Raw genomic sequence first — 25,764 nt, forward strand, 5'->3', positions numbered from 1 at the left:
CACACGGTCCCAGAACCTGCGGGTGCCGATGCGCGACGGCGTCGAGCTCGCACTCGACCTGCTCCTGCCCGGCCTCGACGAACCGCGGCCGGTCGTGCTGATGCGCACGCCCTACGACAAGACCCTGTCCCGCGAGACGCCCAGCACCCTCGTCGGCAAGCTCCTCGAACGCGGCTACGTCGTCGCCTTCAACGACGTGCGCGGCCGGTTCAACTCCGACGGCGTGTTCGTCCCGTACTTCCACGAGGCCGAGGACGGCTTCGACACCGTGGAGCGGATCGCGGGCCAGGCGTGGTGCGACGGCAACATCGGCATGATCGGCGGTTCCTACGCGGGCCAGACCCAGTGGTACGCCGCCTCGAAGCGGCCACCGCACCTCAGGGCCATCGTCCCCATGGCCTCGCCGCCGGCGTCGTTGTGGCGCAACGAACCCATCCTCAACGGGGTGTTCATGCTGGGCATGGGGGACTGGGCCGTCACCATGGGCCGGCGCTCGTGGCAGCGCGCCGAGTACGGCGACATGCTCACCCGGCAGCAGGACTTCTTCGACGCGCTGCCGCTCAGCTCCCTGCCCGATCACGCGGGCGTCGAGGTCGGCTGGTGGGACGAGTGGATGAAGCACCCCACCTACGACGAGTTCTGGGCACGCGGCTCCTACGACGACCACGAGCGGATGTCGGTGCCCGCGCTGAACATCACCGGCTGGTGGGACCTGAATTTCCCCGGAGCGCCGCTGAACTTCGAGGCCATGAGCCTGCGCGGCGCGACCGCAGAGGCCCGCACCGGCCAGGAGCTCGTCATCGGCCCGTGGCCGCACGTCCCCAACCGCACCCGTGAGCTGAACGGGCTGGACTTCGGCGAGGACGCCGTCATCGACCTCGACGGCCACGTGCTCCGCTTCCTCGACCGATGGCTGCGAGGCGGCCCGGCCACCGACGACACCCCTCGGGTCCGCGTCTTCGTCACCGGCGCCAACGAATGGCGCACCGCCGACGAGTTCCCCCTGCCCGGCACCGAGCCCACCCGCTGCACCTGCGCTCGGCAGGTGCAGCCAACAGCCACCACGGCGACGGCCGGCTCACCTTCGAGCCACCGACGACAGAAGAACCAGCCGACCACTACACCTACGACCCCCACGACGTGGCGCGGTCGCTGTGGACCCTGCACGACGGCCCGGTGGACGACCGCGCCGTCACCGGGCGCGACGACGTGCTCTGCTACACCAGCGACGAGATCACCGAACCGCTCGACGTGATCGGCTGGGTGCACTGCCGCCTGTGGGCCGCGTCCTCGGCCCCCGACACGGACTGGCACGTCCGGCTGGCCGACGTCCACCCCGACGGGACGGCCAGGTTCCTGTGCCGGGGTGCGCTGCGCGCCCGGTTCCGCGAGTCGTTCGCACACCCCACCCCGCTCATCCCCGGTGAGCCGACCCTCTTCGAGTTCTCGATGGACGGCACCGGCGTGCGGTTCCTGCCCGGCCACCGCATCCGAGTCGAGGTGACCAGCTCCTGGTTCACCCGCTACGACCGCAACCTCAACACCGGCGCCACCAACCCGTTCACCGACACCGCAGGCCAGGTGGCGAGGCAGACCGTGTTCCACCGGCCAGGACTGGAGTCGCAGGTCGTCCTGCCCGTCGTGGCGAACCGGTCCACGCCGACCGGCTGACCCCGTCCCCGCGTGCCCCGTCGACCTGGAGATCGCCCTGAACCACGAACTGCCACTCGGCCCCGAGCAACTGCCCGACTACCTGCGGACGCTGCGCGGCGAGAACCCTCCCGCGGAACCGGACCTGCGCGTGCGGATCCCGGTGCGCGACGGCGTCCGGCTCGCCGGTGACGTCTACCTGCCTGCCGGTGAGCGCCGCGCCGTGCCCGCCATCGTTCAGATCACGCCCTACGACAAGTCGCTCGGCCCGTGGTCGCGCGAAGCGCGCTGGTACGCCGACAACGGCTACGCGGCGGTCGTCGTGGACACCCGCGGCTGCCTGGAGTCCGAAGGCGACTTCCACTGGTTCGTCCACGACGGAGCCGACGGACACGACGTGGTCGAGTGGGTGGCGGCCCAGGACTGGTGCGACGGAGCGGTCGGCACCACGGGCATCTCCTACATGGGCTGGATGCAGTGGGCACTCGCCGCGCACCGTCCACCCCACCTCAGGTGCATGATCTCCAGCGCACCGGCAGGCAGGTGGATGCAGGAGGTCCCCTTCACGTGGGGCGTCCTGCAGAGCTACTTCCCCATCTGGCTGCACAGCATCCAGCGGCGCGAGGGCCCGCCGCCCGCCGAACGGCCCGGCGACCTCACCGAACTCCTGTCCACCCTGCCGGTCAGCGACATCGGCAGGACCCTGGGCCTGTCCGGGCCGTCCTGGAACGACCTCGTCGAGCACCCGACGTTCGACCAGCACTGGCAGAGCCTGCGCTTCGACGACCGCTACGCCGACATCGACGTGCCCACCCTGCACGTCGGCGGCTGGTACGACCTCGAAGACCTGACCGGCACCCTGCACCACTACGAACACATGGTGAGCGCGGGCGCCGCCGACCAGACGCTGGTCGTCGGCCCCTGGTCGCACGCGGGTGTGCGCTACCCGCACTCCGGCTACGACGGCGTGGACCACGGCCCTTCGGCCGCCGTGGACATGAACGAACTGCACCTGCGCTTCCTCGACCGGTGGCTGCGCGGCGACCGGACCCGGTGGACGGCCCCGCCGGTCTCCGTGTTCGACACGGGACGGCACGCCTGGGACCACGGCGACCAGTGGATGCGGACCGCTCCCGGACTCACCCTGCACCTCTCCGGACCGGACGCGCTGGTGACCGACCCCGCGAGCGGCAACGGGCGGGCGAGCTACGTGTTCGACCCCGCCGAACCCGGCCCGCGGCTCGCCTTCACCAGCTACTCCGCCACGGACTACCCGTTCGACGAGACCGCGAACGACCAGCGCGCCGACGTCCTGACCTGGACCTCGGCGCCGCTGACCGAGCCGTTGCGGCTCACCGGGTGGTCGCGGCTGGCCCTGCACGCCGCCACCGACGGCACCGACACCGACTGGCACGTCAAGATCACCGACGTCGAGCCCGGCGGACGGTCCCGGCGGGTCACGTCGGGATGCCTGCGAGCCTCCCACCGCGACGGGCTGGACCGCCGCGCCGCCGTCGAACCGCACTTCCCGCTGGAGTACGCGATCGAGCTGTGGCCAGCCCACCACACCTTCCAGCCCGGCCACCGCGTCCGCCTGCAGGTGGCGAGCTCGGACTTCCCGTGGTTCACCCTCACCGGCAACCGGTTCGACCCCGGCGACGAACCCCGGCCCGCGACCCACACCGTGTTCTTCGGCGAGGACCACCCCTCCCACGTCGTCCTGGGAACGACCGCGATGGACCCCACGCCCGACTGGTGACCGGCGTCACGCAGCACACTGGGGCGTGACGGCCCCAAGCGGAGTGTGATGACTGAGACGACCGAGCGCGCGAACGTCGGGCCGCCCGACACGCTGCTCTGGGAACGGATCGCGCAAGGCGACCACGCCGCGTTCACGGAGCTGTTCGAACGCCACGCCGAGGCGGTCTGGAACTACGCCTACCGGCTGACGGCGTCGTGGTCGCAGGCGGAGGACCTGCTCTCCGCGACGTTCCTGACCGCGTGGCGCAAACGCGGAGACGCCCAGCTCGTGCGGGACTCGGCGCTGCCGTGGCTCTACACGGTGACCGCCAACAGGGCCCGCACCGAGTGGCGGGCATCGCGCCGGGCGTTGCGGCTGGTCACCAGGCTGACGCCGCAGGACGAACGCGACCACGCCGACGACGTCGCCGCACGCACCGACGCTCAGCGCAGGCTCGCCGAGGTGGTGGCGGCCATCGCGAAGCTGCCCGCGTCCGAACGCGAGATCGCGCAGCTCTGCCTGCTCGGTGACGTCTCCGTCGCCGATGCCGCCGCGCTCCTCGGCATCACCGAGTCGAGCGTGCGCGCCCGCGTCTCCCGTGCCCGCGCCCGCTTGCGCGACCTGACCCCCGAGGACACCCCGTGATCGACCAGATGCCCGAACACCGCGCACTGCCCGACGACGTCCGCATGCGCGCCCGTCAACGCCTCAGCGAAGGCATGAGGCCCGCCGCGCGCAACGGCAGGCCGGTGCTCATCGCGGCCGGTGTCAGCATGCTCGCCGCCGGGGCCGTGTTCGCCGGTCAGGCCGTGCTCGGCGGAACGGCCGACCCCGCCGCGCCGCCGATGCAGCACAACGGCGAGTTCGTCGGCAAGGACCGCGCGGTCGTCAACCACGTCGAACGCGGTGTGGTGGCGCCCGACGTGCTGCAACGGTGTGCCGCCGCCGCGAAGGCGCATCCGCCGGCGAGCCAGTGGCAGCCGGTCGCGACCAGCCGCAAGAACGGCACGGTCCTCACGGCGTTCCGGGCGCCGGCCGGGCTGTTCTTCTGCGCGAACACCGCCACCACCACGACGGTCTCGGCGCCGGACGACACCGGGGTCGGGGACGGCAGGGTGAAGATCCTGTTCACCACCCCCACGGGCGCGATGGCGGGGCTCGTCTCGCCCGACGTGAAGATCCTCAGCCTGTCGCGGATCTCCGATCCGGCACGCAGCAACACGCTGCCCGCTGTGGTCGACGGGCTCTTCCTCGCGCCCAGCGGCTACACCAAGGCCGACACCGGCACGCAGGCGCTGGTCAACGGCGAGGAGTTCGCCGTGCGGGGCGTGCCCAGGCCCACCACGCCGGTCGTGGACCGGCCGCTGCCGCCCGCTGCCCGCGACACGCCTGAGGCGGCGCGGTTCGGCGAGTGCCTGCGGGACAGGCCGATCCCGGACGCCGACCAGTTCGCCCACACCCTCACCGTCCGCCTCGACGCCACGTCCACGGCGCGGCTCGGCCGGTTCGGCGACCTGCTGCTCTTCTGCCTCGACGGCGATCACCCCTCGGCCGGCGCGGTGACCGAGGTCGAGGACCTGGAGGAGGTCCGCGGCGCCACCGTCGCCGCGATGCCCGCGTTCTACGACTTCAAGGTGCACAAGGGGGACGAGCCGGGGGAGGTGGACGCCCTCGCCAGTTCGACCTTCGCGGCCGTCGGCCTGATCACCGACGAGAGGGTCGCCTCGATCACCTACACCCGGCCCGGCCTGGCCGACGTGCCCGCGTCGATCGGCAGCGGGACGTTCGTGCTGGCCGCGCCGCTGATCGACCGCCACCCCGACGCGCGCGTGGTCGTGCGGGACGCGGCGGGTGCGGTGCTGGAGACGATCAAGCCTCGCGACGTCCCCTAGACAGAATGATTAGCATGGCGAAGTGACTTTGCGGACGGCTCCGGCCGGGTACAAGTGGATCGCGCTGTCCAACACCACGCTGGGCATGCTCATCGCGACGATCAACTCCTCGATCGTGCTGATCGCGCTGCCCGACATCTTCAAGGGCATCGCGATCAACCCGCTCGACCCGGCCAACACCGGCTACCTGCTGTGGATGATCATGGGGTTCCTGGTCGTCACCGCGGTGCTGGTGGTGAGCTTCGGGCGCCTGGGCGACATGTACGGCCGCGCCAGCATGTACAACCTGGGCTTCGCGATCTTCACGTTCTCCTCGGTGATGCTCGCGATCACCTGGTTCGACGGCGACGCCGCCGCGCTGTGGCTGATCGGCTGGCGCGTGGTGCAGGGCGTCGGCGGGGCGTTCCTGATGGCGAACTCCTCGGCGATCCTGGCCGACGCCTTCCCGGTCACCCAGCGCGGCATGGCGCTGGGCATCAACGGCGTGGCCGCGATCGCCGGGTCGTTCCTCGGCCTGGTGGTCGGCGGGCTGCTCGCGCCGGTCAACTGGAACCTGATCTTCATCGTGTCCGTGCCGTTCGGCCTGTTCGGCACGGTCTGGGCCTACCTGAAGCTGCACGACACCGGCGAGCGCCGCCACGCCGCGATGGACTGGTGGGGCAACATCACCTTCGCGGCCGGCCTGATCACCGTGCTGGTCGGCATCACCTACGGCATCCAGCCGCACGGCACCTCCCAGACCGGCTGGACCAGCCCGTTCGTGCTCACCTGCCTGATCGGCGGGGCGCTGGTGCTCGTGGCGTTCGTCGTGATCGAGCACCGCGTGCCCAACCCGCTGTTCGACCTGCACCTGTTCCGGCTGCCGTCGTTCACGTGGGGCAACGTCGCGAACTTCGCGTCGGCGCTGGGCCGCGGCGGGCTGCAGTTCATCCTCATCATCTGGCTGCAGGGCATCTGGCTGCCGCTGCACGGCTACTCCTTCGAGGAGACGCCGCTGTGGGCGGGCATCTACATGCTGCCCATGACCGTCGGGTTCCTGCTCGCCGCGCCCACCGCCGGCATCCTGTCCGACCGCCTCGGCAGCCGGGCGCTCGCCTTCAGCGGCAACGTGCTGACCGCGGTCACGTTCGCGCTGCTCATCGCCCTGCCCGTGGACTTCCCGTACTGGGAGTTCGCGGTGATCCTCGTGTTCACCGGCATCGGCATGGGCATGTTCTCCTCGCCCAACCGCGCCGAGGTCATGAACTCGCTGCCCGCCGACGCCCGCGGCTCCGGCAGCGGCATGATGACCACGTTCCAGAACACCGCGATGGTGCTGTCGATCGGGTTCTTCTTCAGCCTGATCATCGTCGGCTTCTCCCAGTCGCTGCCCGGCGCGATGCGCACCGGCCTGGTCGAGCACGGCGTCTCCCCGGCCGCCGCCGCGCAGGTCGCGTCACTGCCCGCCGTCGCCGTGCTGTTCGCCGCGTTCCTCGGCTACAACCCGATCCGGCAGCTGCTCGGCGACCAGCTCACGACGCTGCCGCCGGACCAGGCCGCGTTCCTCACCGGACGCGGGTTCTTCCCGAGCCTGATCTCCGGGCCGTTCGCGCAGGGCCTCGCCATCGCGTTCGGGTTCGCCATCGCGCTGTGCCTGCTGGCCGCCGTCGCGTCGCTGAAGGTGGGTAAAGCGGTGGACAGCCGCGCCACGATTCGTCCGTGAAGACCGAACGCCTGACGCTGCGCCCGATCGACCCGTCGGACCTGGACGCGTTGCGCGCGCTGCACGCCGACCCCGAGGTCATGCGGTACGTCGACCCGGCGCCGGTCGAGAACTACCTCGGCGACAGCTTCCACGCGGCGCACGAGACCACGACGGGCCGGTTCGTCGGCTGGTTCGAGTTCAAGGGCGCCGACGTCGTCGAGCTCGGCTACCGGCTGCACCGCGCGTTCTGGGGCCTCGGTTACGCCACCGAGGGCGGGAAAGCCCTGATCGAACGCGGCTTCACCACCGGCGGCGTGCGACGCGTCGTCGCCACGACCATGTTCGTCAACGCCGGCTCGCGGCGCGTCATGGAGAGGTGCGGGCTGCGGCACGTCCGCACGTTCCACGTCGACTTCCCCGATCCGCTGCCCGGCACGGAATACGGAGAGGTCGAGTACGCGCTGACAAGAGAAGAGTGGCAACGAGCTCAGGGGGAACGGCATGTGGCAGACGGAAACGGTTGATTTGGACGCGTACTTCGCGCGCACCGGGGCATCGGCATCGAGTTCGCTGACGGAGTTGCACGAAGCGCATGTGCGCGCCATTCCGTTCGAGAACATCGACGTGATGCTCGGCCTCGTGCCGTCACTCGACCTCGTCGACATTCAGAACAAGATGCTGCGGCGCCGTCGAGGCGGCTATTGCTACGAACACCAACTGCTGTTCACCGCAGTGCTGGAACGACTCGGCTACACCGTGAGCCGGCAGCTGGGCCGAGTGATGACCGGCCCGCGCACGCACTTCATGTCCATCGTGGACGACCAGCTCGTCGACGTCGGGTTCGGTGCCGGCGTGCTGCACCCGATGCCGCTCGTCGACGGCGCCGTCGTGGACCAGGCCGGGTGGCCGCACCGCCTGCGCCGCGAGGACAACCGGTGGGTGCTGGAGAAGCAGACCGCCGACGGCTGGGAGCTGCGCCACCAGTTCGAGACCGGCATCGAACAGCGGCCCGTCGACTACGCGGCCGCCAACTACTACGTCGCCACGCACGAGCGTTCACCGTTCAGCCGCCAGCTCGTCGTCATGCGACTCGAACCCGGTCTGAGCCGCCGTCTGGTCGGCACGCAGCTCACCGTCGAGCACGCGGGGGAGAAAGCTGAGAATTCTCAGGTCGACGACCTCGGAAAAACACTGGAATCGCTGGACATCACGCTTACCGACAGGGAGCTGAGTCACATCGGCGCGGGTTTGGGAACAGAATCGGTGGCCCGTTCGTAGTACCAGGTGTAGGGATCGCAATTCGGAGGTGTTGGAAATGACCACCGCGACTCCGTTCGCCACGGGAGCGAATTCCACGGGCGCCAACGCACTGCCCACCCCGCCCACCGGCTGGCCCATCGGTTCCTACGGAACCTACGAAGAGGCTCAGCGGGCCGTGGACCACCTGGCGGACAACGACTACCCGGTCGCGGACGTCACCATCGTCGGCGTCGAGCCGATGATCGTCGAACGCGTCACCGGACGCCTGACCTGGGGCCGCGTGCTCGGCTCCGGTGCCGCGTCGGGTGCCTGGTTCGGTCTGTTCGTCGGTCTGCTGCTCGGCCTGTTCTCGACCGGCGGCGCACTCGCCCCGATCGTCACGGGTCTGGTCGTCGGTACGGTCTTCGGCCTGGCCAGCGCCGCCACCAGGTACGCCGCCACGCGCGGCAAGCGCGACTTCGCCTCGACCACCCAGATCGTCGCCGGCCGCTACGACGTGCTCAGCGACCCGCGCAGCGCCGAACGCGGCAGGGAGATGCTGACCGCGCTGGCCTGGCGCTCATGAGCACCCCGCTGACGGTCGACGAACTGCGCACCGCCCTCGACGAGATCCGGCAGACCAGCACCAGGCTCGGCGCGCAGGCCACGAACCTGGCCGCCCGCGCCGAGAACGACCTGGGCCGCGACGTCGCCGAGATCGTGAAGGACCTGCGGGCAGCGGCCCGTCAGCTGCGGGTCACGCAGCTGCTGCTGGAACCGGCCCGCGCCGATCTGGCAGCCTGAAACCCAGCTCCCACCACAGGAAACGCCGTTCCGGACTCCGGGGCGGCGTTTCCGCTGTCACTGGACCCGTGTTCACGCACGAGGCTTGTGCCGAGCCGCACCACTAGCCGCTTTGCCGTCCCACCACGAGCACCGGTGTTCCGGAGACCGCGACTGTGTCGCCCGCGCGCACCGGCCGGCTGGTGCCGTCGAGGCAGCGCACCTCCTCGGCGTTCGGCGGGAGTGATGTCGTCGCGGTGCCCTCGTGCGTCCAGCGGATGGTGAGCAGCCGTCCGTCGTCCGCGGTGAACTCGCACTGCCACACGTTCGCCGGCAGGTCGATGGCGAGTCCCTGACCGCACGACCGGGTGCTGGTGCGGGCCAGCCACCGCTGCAGCTCCTCCACCGCGAGCGCCGCAGGAGTGGGCGGGCTGCCCACGGCCTGCAGCGTGATGGGCAGACCGCCGCCGCCCCAGTTGTAGAAGTAGGTGCGTTCGAGGCTGAAGTTGGAGCCCTGGATCGCCACCAGGTAGAAGCGCGCGGCGTAGTCGATCGCGCGTTGCTCGTCCAGCTGTTCGTCGCGCACGTACTCATAGGTGACGCCGGTGTTCCACAACCGCGGGTGCACGCCCGCGTCATGCAACGCGCCGTCGATCTGCCGCAGGAGGCCGATCATGGTCTCCGGCGGGTCGGCCGCCTGCCGCTGGTGCAGGTTGAGGCCCGCGACGTCGCAGTGGTCGTACCCGCGCAGCTCGGCGAACCGGCGCAGCACCGCGCGACCCTCGTCGGTCCACAGCCGGGCGATCGACGGGCACACGACGAGCGCGTCCGGGTCGGCGGCCTTGATGGCCCGCGAGGCCAGCCTGGTCATCTCGACCAGGGTCTCCGTCGAACCGGAGAAGTAGCGCTCGTCGTTGGCGTGCACCCACACCTCGTAGGCGTCGATGCGGCCCTGGTAGCGATTCGCGAGCGTGCTGACGAACTGCTCCCACACACCCAGGTCGTCGGGTGGCGCGCTGCGGGAACCATCGCCGTACGGCGCCTTCGGCCCTGAAGGCGCGGCCCAGGCCGGTGTGCCGCCGAGCACCAGCGTCGCCGGCAGGTCCGCCTTCCGCGCGCCGGCGACGAGCCGGTCGAGGACGGTCCAGTCGTAGGTGTCGCGCCGCGGCTGCAGCCGCGCCCACCGCGTGCCGCTGTCCCAGAACCGCAGGCTGCCGACCTGGAACGACGGCATCGCCCCGCTCGACGAGGACGCCGTCACGCCGAACAGCGACGGCGCGAGCGGCCGTTCACGCTGCCAGGACGGACCGGTGATCTGCCCCTGCGCCGCCACGGGTCTGAAGTCCGCGCCGCTGGCCGCCAGCGAGAAGAGCACGAGCACCACGACGAGCCCTGCCGACACGGCGGAACGGACGCGGGGACTCGGCAGCCGCTGCAGCTCCTCCGGTTGCCGGTGGACGATCTCCGGAACGACCACCCGGCCGGTCGCCGATCTCCACAGCGCCAGCAGCTCGACCAGTTCCTCGTCGCTCGCCGAACACGCCGTGGCGATTCCCGCCACTGTCTGGTAGTCCGGCGGAACGGTCGTTCCCGAGCAATACCTGTGCAATGTCGAACTGCTGATGTGCGACCTGCGTCCCAGTTCCGAATAACTCATCCCGCTGCGCTGCTTGAGCGCAATGAGATGGCGTGCGAGGTCACCCCTGTTTCCCGCCACACCTACCGCCCTCCCCAAGCTTTCGGTGTCGCGGGCCAGTATCGCAGTCGTCCCACGCCCGCACATATCGCCTGTTCAGGGCGTGTCTCACCATTTCGGGACGGCGGCATGTTGTCCGGTTGCGGGTTCATCGGCATCGTTTGTCCCGACCGCACTCGCGGACATCTCGCACGATCACTTTCGCGTGCAAAACAGTGAACCGCCCATTCGACTTCGCTCATGCCGAGCAGTTGTCGACGTTTTCGCCGCGCGTCGTCGTGGCATCACGATCAGCACAAGGAGCAACCCATGCAGAAGTTGAAGGCCGCACTGGTGATGGCGGCCTGCGCCGCCGGAGCGCTCGGCGCTTCGATCCCGGCGGCAGCGTCCGACGCCTCCGTCCTGTCCACCGTCCGCCACGTGCAGAGCGGGCAGTGCCTGGACGGCAGCGTGTCCAACGGCGTGGTGCTCAAGACCTGCAACAGCGGCGCCTACCAGGAGTGGGGCACCACTGGCGGCGACATCGTGCACGCGCAGAGCGGGCAGTGCCTCGACGGCAGCGTCTCCAACGGCGTGCGCCTCAAGCCCTGCAACGGCAGCGTGTACCAGCAGTGGACGATCTCGGGCAACCAGATCAAGCACGTGCAGAGCGGACTGTGCCTCGACGGCAGTGTCTCCAACGGCGTGCGGCTCAACACCTGCAACGGCAGCGCCTATCAGAAGTGGACCAACTGACGCCGACCGTCCTGTGACCTATTTTCGTACGTCATACGGTATTGTTTCCGTATGGCCTACGGAAATGGGGTGGACGGATGGCCGCCGAACGCAGCGGCGGGGGAGACCCGGCCAGGACGCTCGCGCTGCTCTGGCGCAGGCCGCCGGAGCCGAAACCGGTCGGCAGGAAGCCCAAGGTGAGCGTCGACCAGATCGTCACCGCGGCGATCGCGGTTGCCGACCGCGACGGGCTCGGCGCGATGTCGATGGCCCAGGTCGCGCAGGAGCTGAACGTCGGCACGATGTCGCTCTACACGCACGTGCCCGGCAAAGCCGAACTGATCGACCTCATGGCCGACACGGTGCTGCAGGAACGCGACCTCACGCCCGAAGGCACGTGGCGTGAGCGCGTCAAGCACTACGCCGACCGCACGCGTGCGGTCTACCAGGCACATCCGTGGATGCGGGACGTGTCGATGGTGCGGCCGCCGCTCGGCCCCGGGCTGATGGACGGCCAGGAGTTCGTGCTGGCCGCGCTCGCCGACTCGGGCCTGGAACCGCGGCAGGTGACCGTCGCGCACGTCGCGATCGAGGGGTTCGTGCACGGCGCGGCGGCGTCCGAGGTGGACGACCAGCAACTCGCGGCGGCGACCGGCGAGTCCGGTGACTCGTGGTGGGGCGCCAGGCAGGTCTTCTGGGACGACTACTTCGACGTCGAGCGCTACCCGGCGATGACGGCGCTGTGGAACGCCGGCGCCTACGACACCGAGGGCACGCTCGCCGACACCATCACCAGCTCGTTCGACTACGGGCTCGACAAGCTGCTCGACGGCATCGAAGGGGGCATGCGATGACAACGCTGGTGACCGGGGCGACGGGCAACGTCGGCCGGCTCGTGGTCCAGGGACTGTCCGGCCACGTCCGGGCGATCACCCGCGACCCGTCCAAGGCGGGCTTCCCCGCGGGCGTCGAGGTGGTGAAGGCAGACCTCGACGACCCGGACAGCCTCCCGTTCGACGGTGTGGACAGGCTCTACCTGTTCGTGCACCCGCCGACCGCGCAGGACGTGGTCGACCGGGCGGTGCGAGCGGGGGTGCGCCGCATCGTGACGCTGTCCTCGGGCGCGGTGACCTACGGCTACGACACCACCCACCACCTGCCCGTCGAGCAGGCCGTCGAGGCGTCCGGCGTCGAGTGGACGCACCTGCGGCCCGGTGAGTTCGCGGCCAACAAGATCGACCTGTGGGGCCCGTCGATCCGCGAGGACGGCACCGTCGTGCACCCCGAGCCGGACGCGTTCGGGCAGCCGATCCACGAGGCCGACATCGCCGACGTGGCGATCAGGGTGCTGCAGGAGGACGGCCACGCCGGCAAGGCCTACGACCTGTCCGGGCCCGCTCAGATCACCCAGCGGGACATGGCCCGCGACATCGGCGCCGCGATCGGGCGTTCGCTGACGTTCCGCGACGTCACCACCGAGGAGGCGCTCGCCTACTACGTGAGCGTCGGCTGGCCCGAGGAGATCGCGCGGTACGTCCTCGGCCTCGGCGGCTACGAGGGCGGTGACCCCGACGACTTCAGCGACTACGAGTTCGTGGTGTCACCGGACTACGAGAACCTCACCGGCAGGCCCTACCGCACGTTCGCGCAGTGGGCCCGCGACCACGCCGCCGACTTCCGCGGCTGATCACCGCGTCGATTCCGGACCTCCCCGTTCGACGTCCTCACGAGAGGCGAACGAGGAGGTCCGGTGCGGTTCATGGTGTTCGTCAGGAGCCCGGTCCCGTTGGCGGCACTGCACGGGGACGCGCTGCGGCGCGCGGGCGTCCTGCTCGACGCCGGTGACCTCGTCCCCGGCGCGTACGGGGTGTCGGGGTACTGGCTGATCGACGTCCGCGACCACGAGGAGGCGGTGCAGCGGGTGAAGCGCATCGACCTACCGGCGTGCGTCGTGGAAATACGTCAGGTGGCTGTGGTCTGATGCCCCCATGGGGGCTACCTCGGTGCACCGCACCGTCGACGCGGTCTGGCGGATGGAGTCGGCGAAGGTCATCGCCGCGCTGGCCAGGTACGTGCGCGACGTCGGCCTCGCCGAGGAGATGGCCCAGGACGCCCTGGTCCAGGCGCTGGAGCAGTGGCCGGAGCAGGGCGTGCCGAAGAACCCCGGCGCCTGGCTGATGACCACGGCGAAACGGCGTGCCATCGACCAGATCCGGCGGCGCGAGAACTTCAACCGCAAGGTCGAGGAGATCGGCCGCGACGTCCAGGAGGCCACACCGGACGCCGCCGAGGGCATCGAGGACGAGATCGGCGACGACCTCCTGAGCCTCATGTTCACCGCCTGCCACCCGGTCCTGGGCACCGAGGCACGGGTCGCGCTCACGCTCAAGATGCTCGGCGGCCTCAAGACCGAGGAGATCGCCCGCGCGTTCCTCGTCAGCGACGCGACCGTGGCCCAGCGCATCGTCCGGGCCAAGAAGACCCTGGCCGACGCCGGCGTCCCGTTCGAGGTCCCCGAAGGCCCCGAGCTCGCGGGCAGGCTCGCCAGCGTCCTCGAAGTCCTCTACCTGATCTTCAACGAGGGCTACTCCGCCACCCAGGGCGACGACTGGCTGCGCCCGGAACTCTGCGCCGAGGCACTGCGCCTTGGTCGCGTGCTCGCCGAGCTCGCGCCCAAGGAGGCCGAGGTCCACGGCCTCGTCGCACTGATGGAGATCCAGGCCTCCCGCGCCAAGGCCCGCACCGGCCCCGGCGGCGAACCCGTGCTGCTGCTCGACCAGGACCGCGGCCGCTGGGACTGGCTGCTCATCGGCCGCGGGTTGAAGGCGTTGGAACGCGCCGAAGCGTTGAACCAGCCGCCCGGCCCCTACTACGTGCAGGCCGCCCTCGCCGCGTGCCACGCCCGCGCGCGCAAGGCCGAGGACACCGACTGGCAACGCATCGCGGCCCTGTACCAGGTGCTCGCGGGCATCTCGCCGTCCCCGATCGTCGAGCTCAACCGCGCCGTGGCGTTGTCGATGGCGTTCGGGCCCGCCGCCGGCCTCGCGCTGGTCGACGAGATCGCGGGCGAGAAGGCGTTGCAGGGGTACCACCTGCTGCCCAGCGTGCGCGGCGACTTCCTGGTCAAGCTCGGGCGCACGGCCGAGGCGAAGGCCGAGTTCGAGAAGGCGGCCTCGCTCACGCGCAACGAACGCGAGCGCACGCTGCTGCTGGAGCGCGCCGCGAGCTGCTAGGTCAGCGCGAGCTTCGCCCCCAGCGCCGCGAACGACGCCGCGAAGAACCGCCGCAGCCACACCATCACCCGAGGCCGGGCCAGCACCCGGTCCCGCATCGACGCCGCGAACACCCCGTACCCGGCGAACACCACGAACGTCAGCGCCATGAACACCGCGCTCAACGTCACCATCTGCCCGAACCCCGTCGCGAACTGCGGCAGGAACGCCACGAAGAAGATCGTCAGCTTCGGGTTGAGCAGGTTGATCAGCACCGCCGACACCACGACCTTCCGCGCGGACGCCGGCGCCGCCGCGGTGTCCACGACGAGTTCGCTCTTGTCCCGCAACGTCGCCCACGCCAGGTAGACCAGGTACGCGACGCCGAGGTACTTCACGATCTCGAACGCCAGCGCGCTCGCGTGCAGCAACGCCGCGAGGCCGGTCACCGTGGCCAGCACGTGCGGCACGATCCCCAGCGTGCAGCCGAACGCGGCGACCACGCTCGCCCTCCGCCCGTGTGCGAGTCCAGCGGACAACGTGTACAGCACACCGGTGCCGGGAGTGGCGACCGCGATCAACGTCGTGATCAGGAATGCGAGTGTCATACCGCAGCACTCTGCCGCGAAAGCGGTCCAGCCAGGAGAGCCAAAAACCGCCCGCGAAGTTGGACCACTTCGGGTGTAGAGAACGCGCGGCCCGCTCCGTCCCCAGGGCATGAGCATCAAGAGCATGCACCACGTCGGAATGACCGTCACCGACCTCGCGGCCGCCATCGCGTTCTTCGAGGAGCTCGGCATGGAGCTCGAAGGCAAGGCGCACATGCAGGGCGAGTTCGTCGACGGCGTCATCGGCCTCGACGGCTCCAGGAGCGACATCGCGATGATGAAGACCCCGGACGAGAAGTACCGCATCGAGTTCAGCCAGTTCCAGGCTCCGCAGAGCATCGACGGCAGCTCACACGCGCCGATCCACGCCCTGGGCCTGCGGCACGTCGCGTTCGTCGTCGACGACCTCGACGACACCCTCGCCCGCCTCAAGCCGCACGGTGCCGAAGTGGTCAGGAACGTCGAGACCTACGAGAACATGCTCAAGACCTGCTACGTCCGTGGTCCCGAGGGGATCCTCATCGAGCTGTGCGAGTACTTCAGGTGAGAGCGCGCGCGTACGCCGTGGGGGAGACGCCCACGGTCTGCGTGAAGTCCCGCACCAGGTGGGCCTGGTCGCTGTACCCGAGATCGGCGGCCAGCCCGGCCCACTCCACATCCGTCTCGGCGCGTTCCAACGCCTCGTGGATGCGGTAGCGCAGGATGACCCACTTCGGGCTCACGCCGACGTAGTCCGCGAACAGCCGCTGCATCGTCCGCACCGCCACGCCGCAGTCCCGCGCGAACCCCGACACCCGCCGCACCGAACGGTCGTCGCGGATCCGTTGGACCAGCTCCATCGCGAGCGTCGCCTGCGGGTCGGCGACCGGTCCGAGGCCGAGCAGGAACGCGTCGAGCGCGGCCACCCGGTCGTCCTCGTCCTCGACGTCCAGCACCGGTGACGACGGCACGTCGAGCCGCACGTGCCGCCCGGTCCACTCCGACACCGGCTCAGGGCGGAACGGCCGGAACCCGCCGGGCCGGAACTGCACGCCCGCCACCCGGATCCGCCCGTGCAGCACCCGGCTGAACAGCCCCAGCCCCACCCCGGCGATCTCGGGACGGTCGAAGCCGCGCTCGAACACGACGTTCACGGACGGATGCGGCACGACGTGCGAGGTGTAGGGCTCGTCCAGCTCGCCGTCGATCAGCCAGTAGTGCTCCAGGTACGGCTGCAACGCGGCACACGGCAGGCGGCGTCGGAACCGCACGCGGGCGAACAGCTCACGCGCGTCCACGATCCCCCGAGTGTCCCGGCGCGGCCCCTGCACAACCAGGCATCCTAGGTTGGCGCGTTTCTTCAAGAACCCCGGCAAGCCGAAGAAATAGCCTGAGAACCATGAAGCTCAGCGTTCTGCTCGACCGAGCCCGCGACCACGCACTGCCCGTCATCGCGAACATCACCGACGACGACCTGACCAAGCCCACGCCGTGCGCCGACTACGACGTCCGCGCGCTGCTCGACCACCTGCTGCACGTCGTCGTCGAGTTCCAGAAGCTCGCCGCGAAGCAGGACGCCGACTTCAGCCACACCCCGTCCTACCCGGACTGGCGCGCGCAGTACCCGGCCGAGTCCGCGAAGCTCGTCGAGGCGTGGGGACAGCCGGGCGCCACCAAGGGCATCGCGGGCAACATGCGGATGCCCGCCCAGACCGTCGGCGGACTCGTCCTGCTCGACCTCACCATCCACGCCTCAGACCTCGCCCAGGCCACCGGCCAGCGCTTCGAGCCCGATCCGGAGGTGTTCACCGAGGTCGCGGGCCTGGTGAACCAGATGGGACCGATGGCGATCGAGATGAACGTCTTCAAGGCAGCCGTCGCCGCACCCGCCGACGCCTCGCCGTTCGAGCAGCTGCTGGCCACCACCGGCCGCGACCCGCGGTGGAGTGCTTGACTGGTCGCATGCTGACGATCGGAATGCTGGGCGGGATGAGCTGGGAGAGCAGCGCGGAGTACTACCGGCTGGCGAACGTACTCGTGCGGGAACGCCTCGGCGGCCTGCACTCCGCGAAGGTCGTGCTGCACTCCGTCGACTTCGCCGAGATCGAACGCATGCAGGTCGAGGGCCGCTGGGACGACTCCGGCAAGGCGCTCGCCGACGCCGCCACGGGCCTGCAGGCGGCAGGCGCCGACTTCGTGCTGATCTGCACCAACACCATGCACAAGGTCTACGACCAGGTCCAAGCGGCCGTCGACGTCCCGGTGATCCACCTCGGCGACACGACGGCGCAGGCGATCAAGGCGGCCGGCCTCACCACGGTCGGCCTGCTCGGCACCGGCTTCACCATGGACCAGGCGTTCTACCGCGAACGGCTGGAGTCGCACGGCCTGACGGTGCTGGTGCCGTCGGAGGAGGACCGCGCGACCGTGCACCGGATCATCTACGACGAACTGTGCCTCGGCATCGTCCGCGACGAGTCCCGCCGCGCCTATCAAGACGTGATCGCCCGGTTCGAGGGCGCGCAGGGCGTCATCCTCGGCTGCACCGAGATCGAACTGCTGATCTCCCAGGCAGACGTGCCTCTTCCGGTGTTCCCGACCACCCGCCTGCACGTCGAGGCGGCCGTCGAACGGGCCGTCCAGACAGTTCTGTGAACACGTGACGTGATCGAGGCTGCAACGCGGCCACCGACCGGAGTGTCTTAGTCACTGAGGGCTATTCCTTCTTCAGTGAACTAGGGGAGTTCGCGTTGAAACGATCACACATCGCCGCCGGTCTGACGGCTGTCGTGGTTGCCGCCACGGCAGCCGTTCCCGTTTCGGCGGCACCGCAGGAGCAGGCGGTCAGGGCAGAGGGACTGACCACCAGGGTCACGCTCGTCACCGGTGACGAGATCACCGTCAGCAACGGCAAGGTCCACGCCAGAGGCGCCAAGGGCAGGGAGAACGTCGGGTTCCGCTCCTTCACGGACCCGAGAGGCGACCTGCACGTCGTCCCGCGCGACGCCCAGGCCCGGCTCAACTCCGGCGAACTGGACGCGCGGCTGTTCGACGTCTCGCTGCTCGCCAGATCCGGCTACGACGACAAGGCGAGCACGACGATCCCGCTGATCGTGCAGGGGCAGGCGATCAGCGCGGCGAACGCCGAGTCGTTGCCGAGCATCAACTCCCACGCGATCACGGTCGGCAAGGACGGCTCGTTCTGGGCCGGGGCTCGGGCGGCGGGCACCGGCAGGATCTGGCTGGACGGCAAGGTGACCGCGTCGCTGGACCGCAGTGCCGCGCAGGTCGGCGCGCCGCAGGCGTGGGAGAAGGGCTTCACCGGCAAGGACGTCACCGTCGCGATCCTCGACACCGGCGTCGACGAGACCCACCCCGACCTCGTGGGTTCGGTCGTGGAGTCGAAGAACTTCTCCGACAGCGACACCACCGACGACCGCATGGGCCACGGCACGCACGTCGCCTCCACGGTCACCGGTGACGGCAAGTACAAGGGCATCGCGCCCGACGCCAAGCTCGTCAACGGCAAGGTGCTCGGCGACTACGGCGGCGGCCGCGAGAGCGACATCATCGCCGGCATGGAGTGGGCCGCCACCAAGGCCAAGATCATCAACATGAGCCTCGGCAGCTCGTGGCCCGACGAGGGCACCGACCCGATGTCGCTCGCGCTCAACCGCATCACCGAGCAGACCGGCGCGCTGTTCGTCGTCGCCGCGGGCAACTCCGGTGGCCCCATCGGCTCACCCGCCGCCGCCGACGCGGCCCTCACCGTCGGCGCCGTCAACCGCGACGACAGCCTCGCCGAGTTCTCCTCCCGCGGGCCGCGCTGGACGAACAACGCCGTCAAGCCCGACATCACCGCTCCTGGCGTCGACATCGTCGCCGCGAAGGCCAAGAACGGACAGATCGGCACGCCGGTCGACGAGGGACACGTCTCGCTGTCCGGCACGTCGATGGCCACCCCGCACGTGGCCGGAGCAGCGGCGATCCTCGCGTCGAAGAACCCGGCGTGGAAGGCCGAGGACATCAAGGCCGCGCTGATGAACAGCGCCAAGCCCACCCCGTCGCTCTCGATCTACGAGCAGGGCGCCGGACGCCTCGACGTCGGCCGCGCCGTCTCCACCGGGGTCTCCACGAACCACGGCAGCTTCTCGCTGGGCACCGCGTTGTGGCCGCACGACGACGACAAGCCCATCACGCAGAAGCTGACCTACCGCAACAACGGCACCGCCGACGTGACGCTCGACCTGAGCGTCGCCGAGGTCAAGCCCGCCGGTTCCGGCCTGTTCGGCGTCTCGCCCGCGAAGCTCACCGTCCCCGCGGGTGGCAGCGCGGACGCCACCGTCACCGCCGACACCAAGGCCAACGTGCCGGACGGCGTCTACGGCGCCGTGGTCCTGTCCTCCGACGGCGTGCGCGTGCCGATCGGTGTGGTGAAGGAGGTCGAGAGCTACGACCTGAAGCTCACGTTCCTCGACCACACGGGCGCGCCGGCGCCGTACTACAACTACCGGTTCGTCAGCCTCGACCAGCCGCAGGCGTACTTCCGCTACGACCCGTCCGGCACGATCGTGCAGCGCCTGCCCAAGGGCAAGTACTTCCTCGACGGCACGATCGACACGCTCGAGTCCGGCAAGACCACCACGCTGACCGAACCGGCGCTGGACGTCACCGGCGACACCGAGATCGTGTTCGACGCACGGCAGGGCAACCAGCCCGGGATCGCGGTCGAGGCGAAGGACGCGAAGGCGGCCACCGCGGGCCTCGGGTTCCTGCTGGAGGCGAGCTGGGGCCAGACCGGCGGCACCTGGTACCTCAACGACTTCGACGGCATCCTCATCCGCCCGTCGAAGACCTCGTGGCCGACGTTCGAGTTCTACGCCGAGTCCGTGCTGGCCAAGCCGGACGCCAACGGCAGGTTCGACGGCAGCCCGTACCAGTACCACGTGCGCATCGGCGAGAAGACCCGCGTGCCGGCGACCGTCCAGCGGTCGGTCAAGGATCGTGAACTGGCCCGCGTCGACTCCGTCACGCACGCCCGCGTGCCGGGCTCGATCGGTCAGCGCGACAGCGGCGCCTCCGGCCCGTTGCCGTTGCGGCTCAAAGAGTTCTACACGCCCGGCGTCGAGTGGTCCGGTTCGCTGACGGAGTTCGCGAAGCTCGGCGAGTACCCGAACCTCGGCGCGCAGCTGTCGGTCGCGCCGCGCGTGTTCAAGCTCGGCCGCACCACGACCGAGCACTGGAACAGCGCCGTCTACGGCCCCGGCGTCCCGCACCAGCCGGGAGCCGTGCGCTTCGCCGGACGCATCGGCAACGTGCTGCGTCTCGACCTGCCGGTGCACAGCGCACAGGGCATGTACGGGTTCAGCGCGAGCACCGGCCGCACCACCGTCACGCTCGACGGCAAGGTCATCTCCGACCAGCCCGAGTCCGGGTACGCCTACATCCCGGACGCGCCGGCGGCGAAGAAGCGCTACACCGTGCACACCGAGGCGACCCGCGACTCGTTCTCGTCGAAGGTCACCGCGGACTGGTCGTTCTACTCCGAGCACGTCCCCGGCGAGCTGTACCAGCCGGTGCCGCTGCTCGCCGTGCGGTTCGCGCCGCAGCTCGACGACCGCAACCGCGCCGGACGCGTGCTCACCGTGCCGATCACGGTGGAGCGCAACGGAACGGGCCCCGTCACGAACATCAAGGCACCGGCGGTGCAGGTGTCCTACGACGAGGGCAAGACGTGGAAGCCGGTGTCGCTGCGCAAGACGAAGGCGGGCTGGAACGTCACGCTGATCCACCCGCACGGCGCCAAGAACGTGTCGTTCAAGGCGCGGGCGGCGGACGCGGGCAGTGACGTCCAGCAGACGATCATCCGCGCGTACGACCTGAAGTGATCCGTGGTGAGGGGGCTGGCATCCCGGCCCCCTCACCGCTACTTCTGGTACGGCGCCAGGGTCTCCGGGTCCACGTCGGGGGCGCTCATGATCGGGTGCACCTCGATCGGCTGGTTCAGCAGCTTCCCGCCGGGACCAGGACAGGCCGACGCCTTCTGAGCGATCTCCAGCAGCCGCTCCTGGCTGTCGACCTCGACCACCCAGTACCCGGCGATGACCTCCTTGGACTCCGCGAACGGACCGTCCACGACCATCGGGCCGGAGTCGCTGCCCCGCACCACGAACGCCCGCGCCGGACCGCTCAGCCCCTCGGACTGCAGCAGCTCACCCGAGGCGCGCAGCTCGGCGTCCAGGTCGCGCATGTAGGCGATCATGCGGTGCATGTCCTCGTCCGACCAGGCGGCGAGGCCCTCCCAGTCCTCCTGGCTGCCGCCGTAGCTGACCAGCATGTACTTCACTTCCACTCCCCACCGGTAGCGCGGGCCTTGATCTCCTGCACGGCCCAGCTGTTGCCGTCAGGGTCGTCGAAGAAGATGAACGACCCTCCGTCCGCCTCGTTCATGCGCACGATCTCGCCGACCTCGACGCCGCGCTCGACGAGCTGCGCACGCGCCTTCTCCAGGTCCGACACGACGAGCTGCACGCCCTTCAAACTGCCGGGCTCGCCCTTGACGATGCCCTTGCCCATCACGATCGAGCAGCCCGAGCCGGGTGGCGTGAGCTGCAGGACGCGGGCGTCCTCGCTGAACGTCGTGTCGTGGTCGACCTTGAAGCCGAGCTGCTCGGAGTAGAACCGCTTCGACCGGTCGAGATCCGACACCGGCACGACGATGACTTCCAGGGTCCAGTCCATGTCCGTGGTTCCTTTCAGCGGCCTTTGCGGAACCGTCGAAGTGCTCAGAGACTTTTCGACATGGGGTCGCGACCCACATACCCGAGCAGCCTGTCCTGCAGCGGAGCGTCCTGCGGCACCGGTACCTCGGCGCCGTAGACCTCGATGCCGGGACCGAACGCGCCGGGCGTGCGGAAGCGTTCCATCAGCTCGGGCGGCACGGCGGTGGCGGCGGCCCAGAGGCGTTCGACGTCAGTGGCGGGGATCGTCTCGTCCTGGCCGGTGGCGCGGGCGAGGTCCCAGCCGTGCAGCACCAGGTCGTCGCTCACGACCTGGTCGACGTGGTCCTCCAGCGTCATCGGGCCGGCCGGTGTGCTGACCTCGGTCGTCGCCCTGTCCGAGGTCAGCGCTGCGAGGACCTGACGACGGGCCTCGCGGAAGTCCGTGAGCGGGTCCTCGGTGCGGGGGATCGGTTCGCCGAGCATTACGCCGTGCATGTCGATGACGTGGTCGACGACCTCCAGCGCCGTCCACCTCGCACACGGCGACGGGTCGCCCCACTGCTCCGGGCGCACGTTCGCGACCTTGTGCTCGAACGCGTCCGCACGGGCCCGGTATCTGTCCGCGATGGTCATGGCCTCACTCCTCGACGGCGCCGCCGATCTCGCGCAGGTGCTCGCGGAACGTCAGTCCGCTCGCCAGGTACTCGCCGAACCGGAGCTGGCTGCGCAGGGACTCACCCTGCCGCACGCGGTCCGCCTGCGCTCGTTCGACGTCCCGGATGCCGCGCGCCTTCTCGATCAGCGCCTCGGCCTCGGAGGCCGGCACGAACAGCACGCCGTCGTCGTCACCGAACACGAGGTCGTCGGAGGTGACGGTCCACTGGTCGACCTCCGCCGTCGAGAGCGCCTCCGGTGCGCGGTCGCGCAGGCTCAGCGGTCCCGTCGGGTTGGCTCCGAGGCTGAACACCGGCAGCCCGATCGCGCGGATGTCGTGGGTGTCGCGGTGCAGTCCCCAGATGACCACGCCCGCGAGCCCGGCCTTCTGCGCTTCGAGGACGATCAGGTCGCCCACGCAGGCCTCGTCGGTGCGGCCGTCGTTGTCGACGACCAGCACGTCACCGGGCTCGCTGCGTTCGAGTGCCTCCAGGAAGACGTCCACGCTGCCCGCGTGCCGGGCGGGCAGCACGCGGCCACCGGCCTTCGCGCCGGGGACGACCGGCGTCAGAACGGCCGTGCGGACCGGGACGCCCGCCCGGATGCAGGCGTCGGCCAGGTGTGCGGTGGTCAGGTCGAGCCGGTCGAGATCCATGCGGGCATTCTTACGCCGACACCTTCTCCTCGGCGGGCGCGGTGCGCAGAACACCTGCGGAGAACGCCGCGACCAGGCACAACCCCACCGGCAGCAGGAACGCGATGTTGAGCGGCACGACGTGCGTGAGCCAGCCGATCACCGCCGGTCCGGCCAGCACGCCGAGGTAGCCGAGCCCGGCGACGCGCGAGACGTTGGCCGCGGCCGCGCCCGGTTCGAAGTGGCCCGCGGCGCTGAAGAGCTGCGGGACCGTGCCCGACAGGCCGATGCCGGCGATCGCCCAGCCGACCAGGGCCAGCCAGATGTAGGGCGAGAGCGCCGCCGTGGCGATGCCGACCGCGCCGATCACCGAACCCCAGCGCAGCACCGCCATCGGACCGATCTTCGCGGTCACGCGGTCCGCGATCAGCCGCCCGACCGTCATGGTCGTGGCGAACGCGCCGTAGGCGAACGCCGCGACCTCCGGTGCGGCGCCGAGGATGTCCTGCAGGTGCAGCACGCTCCAGTCGTTGGCCGCGCCCTCGCTCAGCATGACCAGCAGGGCGAGCACGGCCATGACCCAGATCCGGCGCGGGACCTTGCGCTTGCCGGTGGTCTTCTCGGCGGCGTGCTGCTCCTCCTTCTCGTCGAGCAGGAACCGGCCGGTCACGAGGCTGACGACGACACCGAGCACGGCGGCCGCGCCGAGGGTGACGGCGGGGGAGAGCTCCCAGCTCAGCGTGCGCGCGCCGGTCAGCGCCGCCGCCACACCGCCGAGCGACCACGTCGCGTGGAACGCCGACATCACCGGGCGGCTGTAGCGCCGTTCCACCACCACGGCGTGCGCGTTCATGGTTACGTCGATCAGGCCGTTGCCGAAGCCGAAGATGAGCAGCGCCAAGCCGAGCGTCCACTGGTTGACGGCCACACCGGGTAGGAACGCCGTCACGCTGCACACGACACCGGCGATCGGCACCATCAGCTTCACGCCGATGCGGTCGGTGACCTTGCCACCGGCCCTCATGCCCAGGAACGCGCCCAGCCCGAGCAGCAGCAGCAACCGGCCGAGCTCGGCGTGGGATATGCCCGTGCGGTCCTCGACCGTCGGGATGTGCACGAGCCACAGCCCGAGCAGGAACCCGTTGAGGGCGAAGTAGGTGAAGGTCGCCGCCCGCGCGGCCTTGAGAGCGCTCACATGCACAAGCTAACTAACATCTCGCTTGTTCGAAAGGTTGAGTTTCGCACATCACTGTTGTTCAATCGCGTTCGTGTCCCGACTGAAGCAGATCTCCGAGGCGGTGCGCGACGCGGGCTCCCTCGGCGTCGCGGAACTGGCGTCGCTGACCGGCGCCTCCGAGATGACCATCCGCCGCGACCTGGAGGTCCTCGCGGCCCAGGGCGTCCTCGAACGCTACCGGGGCGGCGCCCGCAGCCTGCTGCTGCGCGGCTCCGAACCCCCGTTCGCGCTGCGCTCCGACGAGAACATGGACGCCAAGCGCCGCATCGCCGCTGTCGTCGCAGGCCTGATCGCAGACGGCGAGTCGGTCGTGCTCGACAGCGGCACCACATGCCTGGAGGTCGCGCGCCTGCTGCACGACCGGCGCGTGACCGTCATGCCGCTGTCGCTGCACTCGGTGAACGCGCTGTCGTCTTCGTCGTCGGTGACCCTTCTCGTACCCGGCGGTCGCCCTCGGCCGGGAGAACTGGCCCTGACCGGTCCGCTCACGCTCGCCTCGGTGCAGGCGTTGCGCTTCGACACGGCCGTGATCGGCTGCTGCGGCCTGTCCGCCGAACACGGCCTGACCGCCTTCGACCTGGAGGACGCCTCGGTGAAACGAGCCGCCATCACCTCGGCCCGCCGCGTCATCGCCGCCGTCGACGCCTCGAAGCTGACCCGCACGGCCCTCGCCCACGTGGCCCCGGTGTCCTCTTTGGACGCCGTCGTCACGGACGCCGCGGGCGACGACGGCCTGACCGCCGCGGGCGTCACGGTGGTGACGGCGTGATCGTGCTGTTCGACATGTTCGGCGTCATCGCCCGCGACCAATCGCCCGAGGTCATGGACACGATGAGCACCTCACCGGACTTCTGGACCGCCTACTGGGAACACCGCCCCGACTACGACCGCGGCACCGTGACGTCCGACGAGTACTGGTCCCGCGTGGGCCACGCACCGCTCGTGGAGAAGGACGTGGCGAGCTGGAGCCGCGTCGACTACGAGATGGTCGCGCTGCTGCACGAACTGCACAACGCGGGACAGCGCATCGCGTTGCTGTCCAACATCCCCGAGGACCACGCCCGCCACTTCGAACGCACCTACGCGTGGCTCGACCTGTTCGAGGTGCGTGCGTTCTCGTGCCGCATCGGCCACGCCAAGCCGGACCGCGCGGCGTTCGAGTGGTGCCGTGACGCGTTGGGCGACGACGACGTCCTGTTCGTGGACGACCGGCTGGAGAACGTGCGGGCAGCGGAGCTCGTGGGGATGCGCGGGCACCACTTCACCGGCATCGACTCGCTGCGCTCGGAGTTGGGCGCCGTCAAGTCGCTCTAGATCCA

At 70.0% G+C, this 25,764-nt stretch carries 28 protein-coding genes and 1 pseudogene; 21 read left to right on the forward strand and 8 right to left on the reverse strand.

Annotation, left to right across the window (positions count from 1 at the left end; genetic code table 11):
- Positions 1-28: 28 nt before the first annotated feature.
- From ACFWN2_RS05040 to ACFWN2_RS05085, 10 genes and pseudogenes are all read left to right on the forward strand, one after another.
- Positions 29-964 (forward strand): annotated as a pseudogene (locus tag ACFWN2_RS05040) (CocE/NonD family hydrolase); the annotation flags it as partial.
- 14 nt (positions 965-978) lie between these two features.
- A complete protein-coding gene (locus tag ACFWN2_RS05045; protein WP_382424972.1) occupies positions 979-1,671 on the forward strand; it encodes a CocE/NonD family hydrolase in 693 nt (230 codons plus the stop codon).
- Positions 1,672-1,801: 130 nt separating this feature from the next.
- The gene (locus tag ACFWN2_RS05050) at positions 1,802-3,409 is read left to right on the forward strand and encodes a CocE/NonD family hydrolase (RefSeq protein ID WP_382424973.1); all 1,608 of its coding nucleotides are present in this window, start codon (positions 1,802-1,804) and stop codon (positions 3,407-3,409) included.
- Between the two features lie 48 nt (positions 3,410-3,457).
- Positions 3,458-4,036 carry an RNA polymerase sigma factor gene (locus ACFWN2_RS05055; RefSeq protein ID WP_382424974.1) on the forward strand — a complete coding sequence of 193 codons (579 nt, stop codon included), beginning with the start codon at positions 3,458-3,460 and terminating at the stop codon, positions 4,034-4,036.
- Positions 4,033-5,283 carry a hypothetical protein gene (locus tag ACFWN2_RS05060; RefSeq protein ID WP_382424975.1) on the forward strand — a complete coding sequence of 417 codons (1,251 nt, stop codon included), beginning with the start codon at positions 4,033-4,035 and terminating at the stop codon, positions 5,281-5,283. The genes ACFWN2_RS05055 and ACFWN2_RS05060 overlap by 4 nt, the downstream gene beginning before the upstream one ends.
- Before the next feature lie 85 nt (positions 5,284-5,368).
- Complete coding sequence (locus ACFWN2_RS05065) at positions 5,369-6,985, forward strand: MFS transporter (RefSeq protein WP_382425591.1); 1,617 nt, start codon at positions 5,369-5,371, stop codon at positions 6,983-6,985.
- Positions 6,982-7,491, forward strand: coding sequence for a GNAT family N-acetyltransferase (locus tag ACFWN2_RS05070; RefSeq protein WP_382424976.1), 510 nt, complete (start codon positions 6,982-6,984; stop codon positions 7,489-7,491). Before ACFWN2_RS05065 ends, ACFWN2_RS05070 begins: the two co-directional genes overlap by 4 nt.
- Positions 7,469-8,245 carry an arylamine N-acetyltransferase gene (locus ACFWN2_RS05075; RefSeq protein ID WP_382424977.1) on the forward strand — a complete coding sequence of 259 codons (777 nt, stop codon included), beginning with the start codon at positions 7,469-7,471 and terminating at the stop codon, positions 8,243-8,245. Before ACFWN2_RS05070 ends, ACFWN2_RS05075 begins: the two co-directional genes overlap by 23 nt.
- A 37-nt stretch (positions 8,246-8,282) precedes the next feature.
- Positions 8,283-8,792, forward strand: a complete 510-nt coding sequence (locus tag ACFWN2_RS05080) for a general stress protein (RefSeq protein WP_382424978.1) — start codon at positions 8,283-8,285, stop codon at positions 8,790-8,792.
- Positions 8,789-9,010 (forward strand): hypothetical protein, encoded by a 222-nt coding sequence (locus ACFWN2_RS05085; RefSeq protein WP_382424979.1) that lies wholly within the window; start codon positions 8,789-8,791, stop codon positions 9,008-9,010. Before ACFWN2_RS05080 ends, ACFWN2_RS05085 begins: the two co-directional genes overlap by 4 nt.
- Positions 9,011-9,113: 103 nt before the next feature.
- Here ACFWN2_RS05085 and ACFWN2_RS05090 read toward each other — a convergent pair whose 3' ends face one another.
- Positions 9,114-10,772 (reverse strand): helix-turn-helix domain-containing protein, encoded by a 1,659-nt coding sequence (locus ACFWN2_RS05090; protein WP_382424980.1) that lies wholly within the window; start codon positions 10,770-10,772, stop codon positions 9,114-9,116.
- Between the two features lie 222 nt (positions 10,773-10,994).
- On the opposite strand from ACFWN2_RS05090, the gene ACFWN2_RS05095 reads away from it, so the two are divergent.
- The 5 genes from ACFWN2_RS05095 to ACFWN2_RS05115 all read left to right on the forward strand — a co-directional run bounded on the left by ACFWN2_RS05095 (position 10,995) and on the right by ACFWN2_RS05115 (position 14,632).
- Entirely contained in the window at positions 10,995-11,420 is a 426-nt protein-coding gene (locus tag ACFWN2_RS05095; RefSeq protein WP_382424981.1) for a ricin-type beta-trefoil lectin domain protein, read from the forward strand.
- 77 nt (positions 11,421-11,497) lie between these two features.
- Entirely contained in the window at positions 11,498-12,253 is a 756-nt protein-coding gene (locus ACFWN2_RS05100; protein WP_382424982.1) for a TetR/AcrR family transcriptional regulator, read from the forward strand.
- The gene (locus ACFWN2_RS05105; protein ID WP_382424983.1) at positions 12,250-13,086 is read left to right on the forward strand and encodes an NAD(P)H-binding protein; all 837 of its coding nucleotides are present in this window, start codon (positions 12,250-12,252) and stop codon (positions 13,084-13,086) included. Before ACFWN2_RS05100 ends, ACFWN2_RS05105 begins: the two co-directional genes overlap by 4 nt.
- A gap of 63 nt (positions 13,087-13,149) precedes the next feature.
- The gene (locus ACFWN2_RS05110) at positions 13,150-13,380 is read left to right on the forward strand and encodes a hypothetical protein (RefSeq protein ID WP_382424984.1); all 231 of its coding nucleotides are present in this window, start codon (positions 13,150-13,152) and stop codon (positions 13,378-13,380) included.
- Between the two features lie 7 nt (positions 13,381-13,387).
- Positions 13,388-14,632 (forward strand): RNA polymerase sigma factor, encoded by a 1,245-nt coding sequence (locus ACFWN2_RS05115; protein ID WP_382424985.1) that lies wholly within the window; start codon positions 13,388-13,390, stop codon positions 14,630-14,632.
- On the opposite strand, the gene ACFWN2_RS05120 is transcribed toward ACFWN2_RS05115, so the two are convergent.
- Positions 14,629-15,219, reverse strand: a complete 591-nt coding sequence (locus tag ACFWN2_RS05120) for a LysE family translocator (protein WP_382424986.1) — start codon at positions 15,217-15,219, stop codon at positions 14,629-14,631. The two genes, ACFWN2_RS05115 and ACFWN2_RS05120, sit on opposite strands and share 4 nt — an antisense overlap.
- A gap of 124 nt (positions 15,220-15,343) precedes the next feature.
- Here ACFWN2_RS05120 and ACFWN2_RS05125 point away from each other — a divergent pair, with 124 nt between their 5' ends.
- The gene (locus tag ACFWN2_RS05125) at positions 15,344-15,766 is read left to right on the forward strand and encodes a VOC family protein (protein WP_382424987.1); all 423 of its coding nucleotides are present in this window, start codon (positions 15,344-15,346) and stop codon (positions 15,764-15,766) included.
- Here the strand turns inward: ACFWN2_RS05125 and ACFWN2_RS05130 are convergent.
- Positions 15,759-16,496 (reverse strand): DUF6597 domain-containing transcriptional factor, encoded by a 738-nt coding sequence (locus tag ACFWN2_RS05130; RefSeq protein WP_382424988.1) that lies wholly within the window; start codon positions 16,494-16,496, stop codon positions 15,759-15,761. The genes ACFWN2_RS05125 and ACFWN2_RS05130 overlap by 8 nt on opposite strands.
- A 101-nt stretch (positions 16,497-16,597) precedes the next feature.
- Between ACFWN2_RS05130 and ACFWN2_RS05135 the strand changes: the two genes are divergently transcribed.
- From ACFWN2_RS05135 to ACFWN2_RS05145, 3 genes are all read left to right on the forward strand, one after another.
- Positions 16,598-17,152, forward strand: coding sequence for a TIGR03086 family metal-binding protein (locus ACFWN2_RS05135; protein WP_382424989.1), 555 nt, complete (start codon positions 16,598-16,600; stop codon positions 17,150-17,152).
- A gap of 8 nt (positions 17,153-17,160) precedes the next feature.
- Positions 17,161-17,853, forward strand: coding sequence for an aspartate/glutamate racemase family protein (locus ACFWN2_RS05140; protein ID WP_382424990.1), 693 nt, complete (start codon positions 17,161-17,163; stop codon positions 17,851-17,853).
- Between the two features lie 95 nt (positions 17,854-17,948).
- Positions 17,949-21,086, forward strand: a complete 3,138-nt coding sequence (locus tag ACFWN2_RS05145) for a S8 family serine peptidase (RefSeq protein ID WP_382424991.1) — start codon at positions 17,949-17,951, stop codon at positions 21,084-21,086.
- Positions 21,087-21,124: 38 nt separating this feature from the next.
- Here ACFWN2_RS05145 and ACFWN2_RS05150 read toward each other — a convergent pair whose 3' ends face one another.
- From ACFWN2_RS05150 to ACFWN2_RS05170, 5 genes are read right to left on the reverse strand one after another with little or no spacing between them, the layout of a single operon-like run.
- Positions 21,125-21,535 (reverse strand): YciI family protein, encoded by a 411-nt coding sequence (locus tag ACFWN2_RS05150; RefSeq protein WP_382425592.1) that lies wholly within the window; start codon positions 21,533-21,535, stop codon positions 21,125-21,127.
- A 5-nt stretch (positions 21,536-21,540) separates the two neighbouring features.
- Positions 21,541-21,939, reverse strand: a complete 399-nt coding sequence (locus ACFWN2_RS05155; protein ID WP_382424992.1) for a VOC family protein — start codon at positions 21,937-21,939, stop codon at positions 21,541-21,543.
- A 44-nt stretch (positions 21,940-21,983) separates the two neighbouring features.
- Positions 21,984-22,553 (reverse strand): TIGR03086 family metal-binding protein, encoded by a 570-nt coding sequence (locus tag ACFWN2_RS05160; RefSeq protein WP_382424993.1) that lies wholly within the window; start codon positions 22,551-22,553, stop codon positions 21,984-21,986.
- A 4-nt stretch (positions 22,554-22,557) separates the two neighbouring features.
- A complete protein-coding gene (locus ACFWN2_RS05165) occupies positions 22,558-23,229 on the reverse strand; it encodes an RraA family protein (protein ID WP_382424994.1) in 672 nt (223 codons plus the stop codon).
- Between the two features lie 10 nt (positions 23,230-23,239).
- The gene (locus ACFWN2_RS05170) at positions 23,240-24,403 is read right to left on the reverse strand and encodes an MFS transporter (RefSeq protein WP_382424995.1); all 1,164 of its coding nucleotides are present in this window, start codon (positions 24,401-24,403) and stop codon (positions 23,240-23,242) included.
- 73 nt (positions 24,404-24,476) lie between these two features.
- Here ACFWN2_RS05170 and ACFWN2_RS05175 point away from each other — a divergent pair, with 73 nt between their 5' ends.
- Positions 24,477-25,214: a DeoR/GlpR family DNA-binding transcription regulator gene (locus ACFWN2_RS05175; RefSeq protein ID WP_382424996.1), complete on the forward strand. Its 738-nt coding sequence runs from the start codon at positions 24,477-24,479 to the stop codon at positions 25,212-25,214.
- On the forward strand, positions 25,211-25,759 hold the full coding sequence (locus ACFWN2_RS05180) for an HAD family hydrolase (RefSeq protein ID WP_382424997.1): 549 nt from the start codon (positions 25,211-25,213) through the stop codon (positions 25,757-25,759). Before ACFWN2_RS05175 ends, ACFWN2_RS05180 begins: the two co-directional genes overlap by 4 nt.
- Positions 25,760-25,764 lie beyond the last annotated feature (5 nt).

It is taken from the genome of Lentzea sp. NPDC058436 (assembly GCF_042721515.1).
GTDB lineage: Bacteria > Actinomycetota > Actinomycetes > Mycobacteriales > Pseudonocardiaceae > Lentzea.

Excerpts from the sequence above, each read along its gene's own strand:
- ACFWN2_RS05155 (WP_382424992.1), bottom strand. The coding sequence starts at position 21,939 with ATGGACTGGACCCTGGAAGTCATCGTCGTGCCGGTGTCGGATCTCGAC.
- ACFWN2_RS05105 (WP_382424983.1), top strand. The coding sequence starts at position 12,250 with ATGACAACGCTGGTGACCGGGGCGACGGGCAACGTCGGCCGGCTCGTG.
- ACFWN2_RS05065 (WP_382425591.1), top strand. The coding sequence starts at position 5,369 with ATGCTCATCGCGACGATCAACTCCTCGATCGTGCTGATCGCGCTGCCC.
- ACFWN2_RS05090 (WP_382424980.1), bottom strand. The coding sequence starts at position 10,772 with ATGTGCGGGCGTGGGACGACTGCGATACTGGCCCGCGACACCGAAAGC.
- ACFWN2_RS05085 (WP_382424979.1), top strand. The coding sequence starts at position 8,789 with ATGAGCACCCCGCTGACGGTCGACGAACTGCGCACCGCCCTCGACGAG.
- ACFWN2_RS05125 (WP_382424987.1), top strand. The coding sequence starts at position 15,344 with ATGCACCACGTCGGAATGACCGTCACCGACCTCGCGGCCGCCATCGCG.
- ACFWN2_RS05120 (WP_382424986.1), bottom strand. The coding sequence starts at position 15,219 with ATGACACTCGCATTCCTGATCACGACGTTGATCGCGGTCGCCACTCCC.
- ACFWN2_RS05135 (WP_382424989.1), top strand. The coding sequence starts at position 16,598 with ATGAAGCTCAGCGTTCTGCTCGACCGAGCCCGCGACCACGCACTGCCC.
- ACFWN2_RS05115 (WP_382424985.1), top strand. The coding sequence starts at position 13,388 with ATGGGGGCTACCTCGGTGCACCGCACCGTCGACGCGGTCTGGCGGATG.
- ACFWN2_RS05160 (WP_382424993.1), bottom strand. The coding sequence starts at position 22,553 with ATGACCATCGCGGACAGATACCGGGCCCGTGCGGACGCGTTCGAGCAC.
- ACFWN2_RS05075 (WP_382424977.1), top strand. The coding sequence starts at position 7,469 with ATGTGGCAGACGGAAACGGTTGATTTGGACGCGTACTTCGCGCGCACC.
- ACFWN2_RS05095 (WP_382424981.1), top strand. The coding sequence starts at position 10,995 with ATGCAGAAGTTGAAGGCCGCACTGGTGATGGCGGCCTGCGCCGCCGGA.
- ACFWN2_RS05045 (WP_382424972.1), top strand. The coding sequence starts at position 979 with ATGGCGCACCGCCGACGAGTTCCCCCTGCCCGGCACCGAGCCCACCCG.
- ACFWN2_RS05055 (WP_382424974.1), top strand. The coding sequence starts at position 3,458 with ATGACTGAGACGACCGAGCGCGCGAACGTCGGGCCGCCCGACACGCTG.
- ACFWN2_RS05150 (WP_382425592.1), bottom strand. The coding sequence starts at position 21,535 with ATGCTGGTCAGCTACGGCGGCAGCCAGGAGGACTGGGAGGGCCTCGCC.
- ACFWN2_RS05080 (WP_382424978.1), top strand. The coding sequence starts at position 8,283 with ATGACCACCGCGACTCCGTTCGCCACGGGAGCGAATTCCACGGGCGCC.
- ACFWN2_RS05100 (WP_382424982.1), top strand. The coding sequence starts at position 11,498 with ATGGCCGCCGAACGCAGCGGCGGGGGAGACCCGGCCAGGACGCTCGCG.
- ACFWN2_RS05140 (WP_382424990.1), top strand. The coding sequence starts at position 17,161 with ATGCTGACGATCGGAATGCTGGGCGGGATGAGCTGGGAGAGCAGCGCG.
- ACFWN2_RS05165 (WP_382424994.1), bottom strand. The coding sequence starts at position 23,229 with ATGGATCTCGACCGGCTCGACCTGACCACCGCACACCTGGCCGACGCC.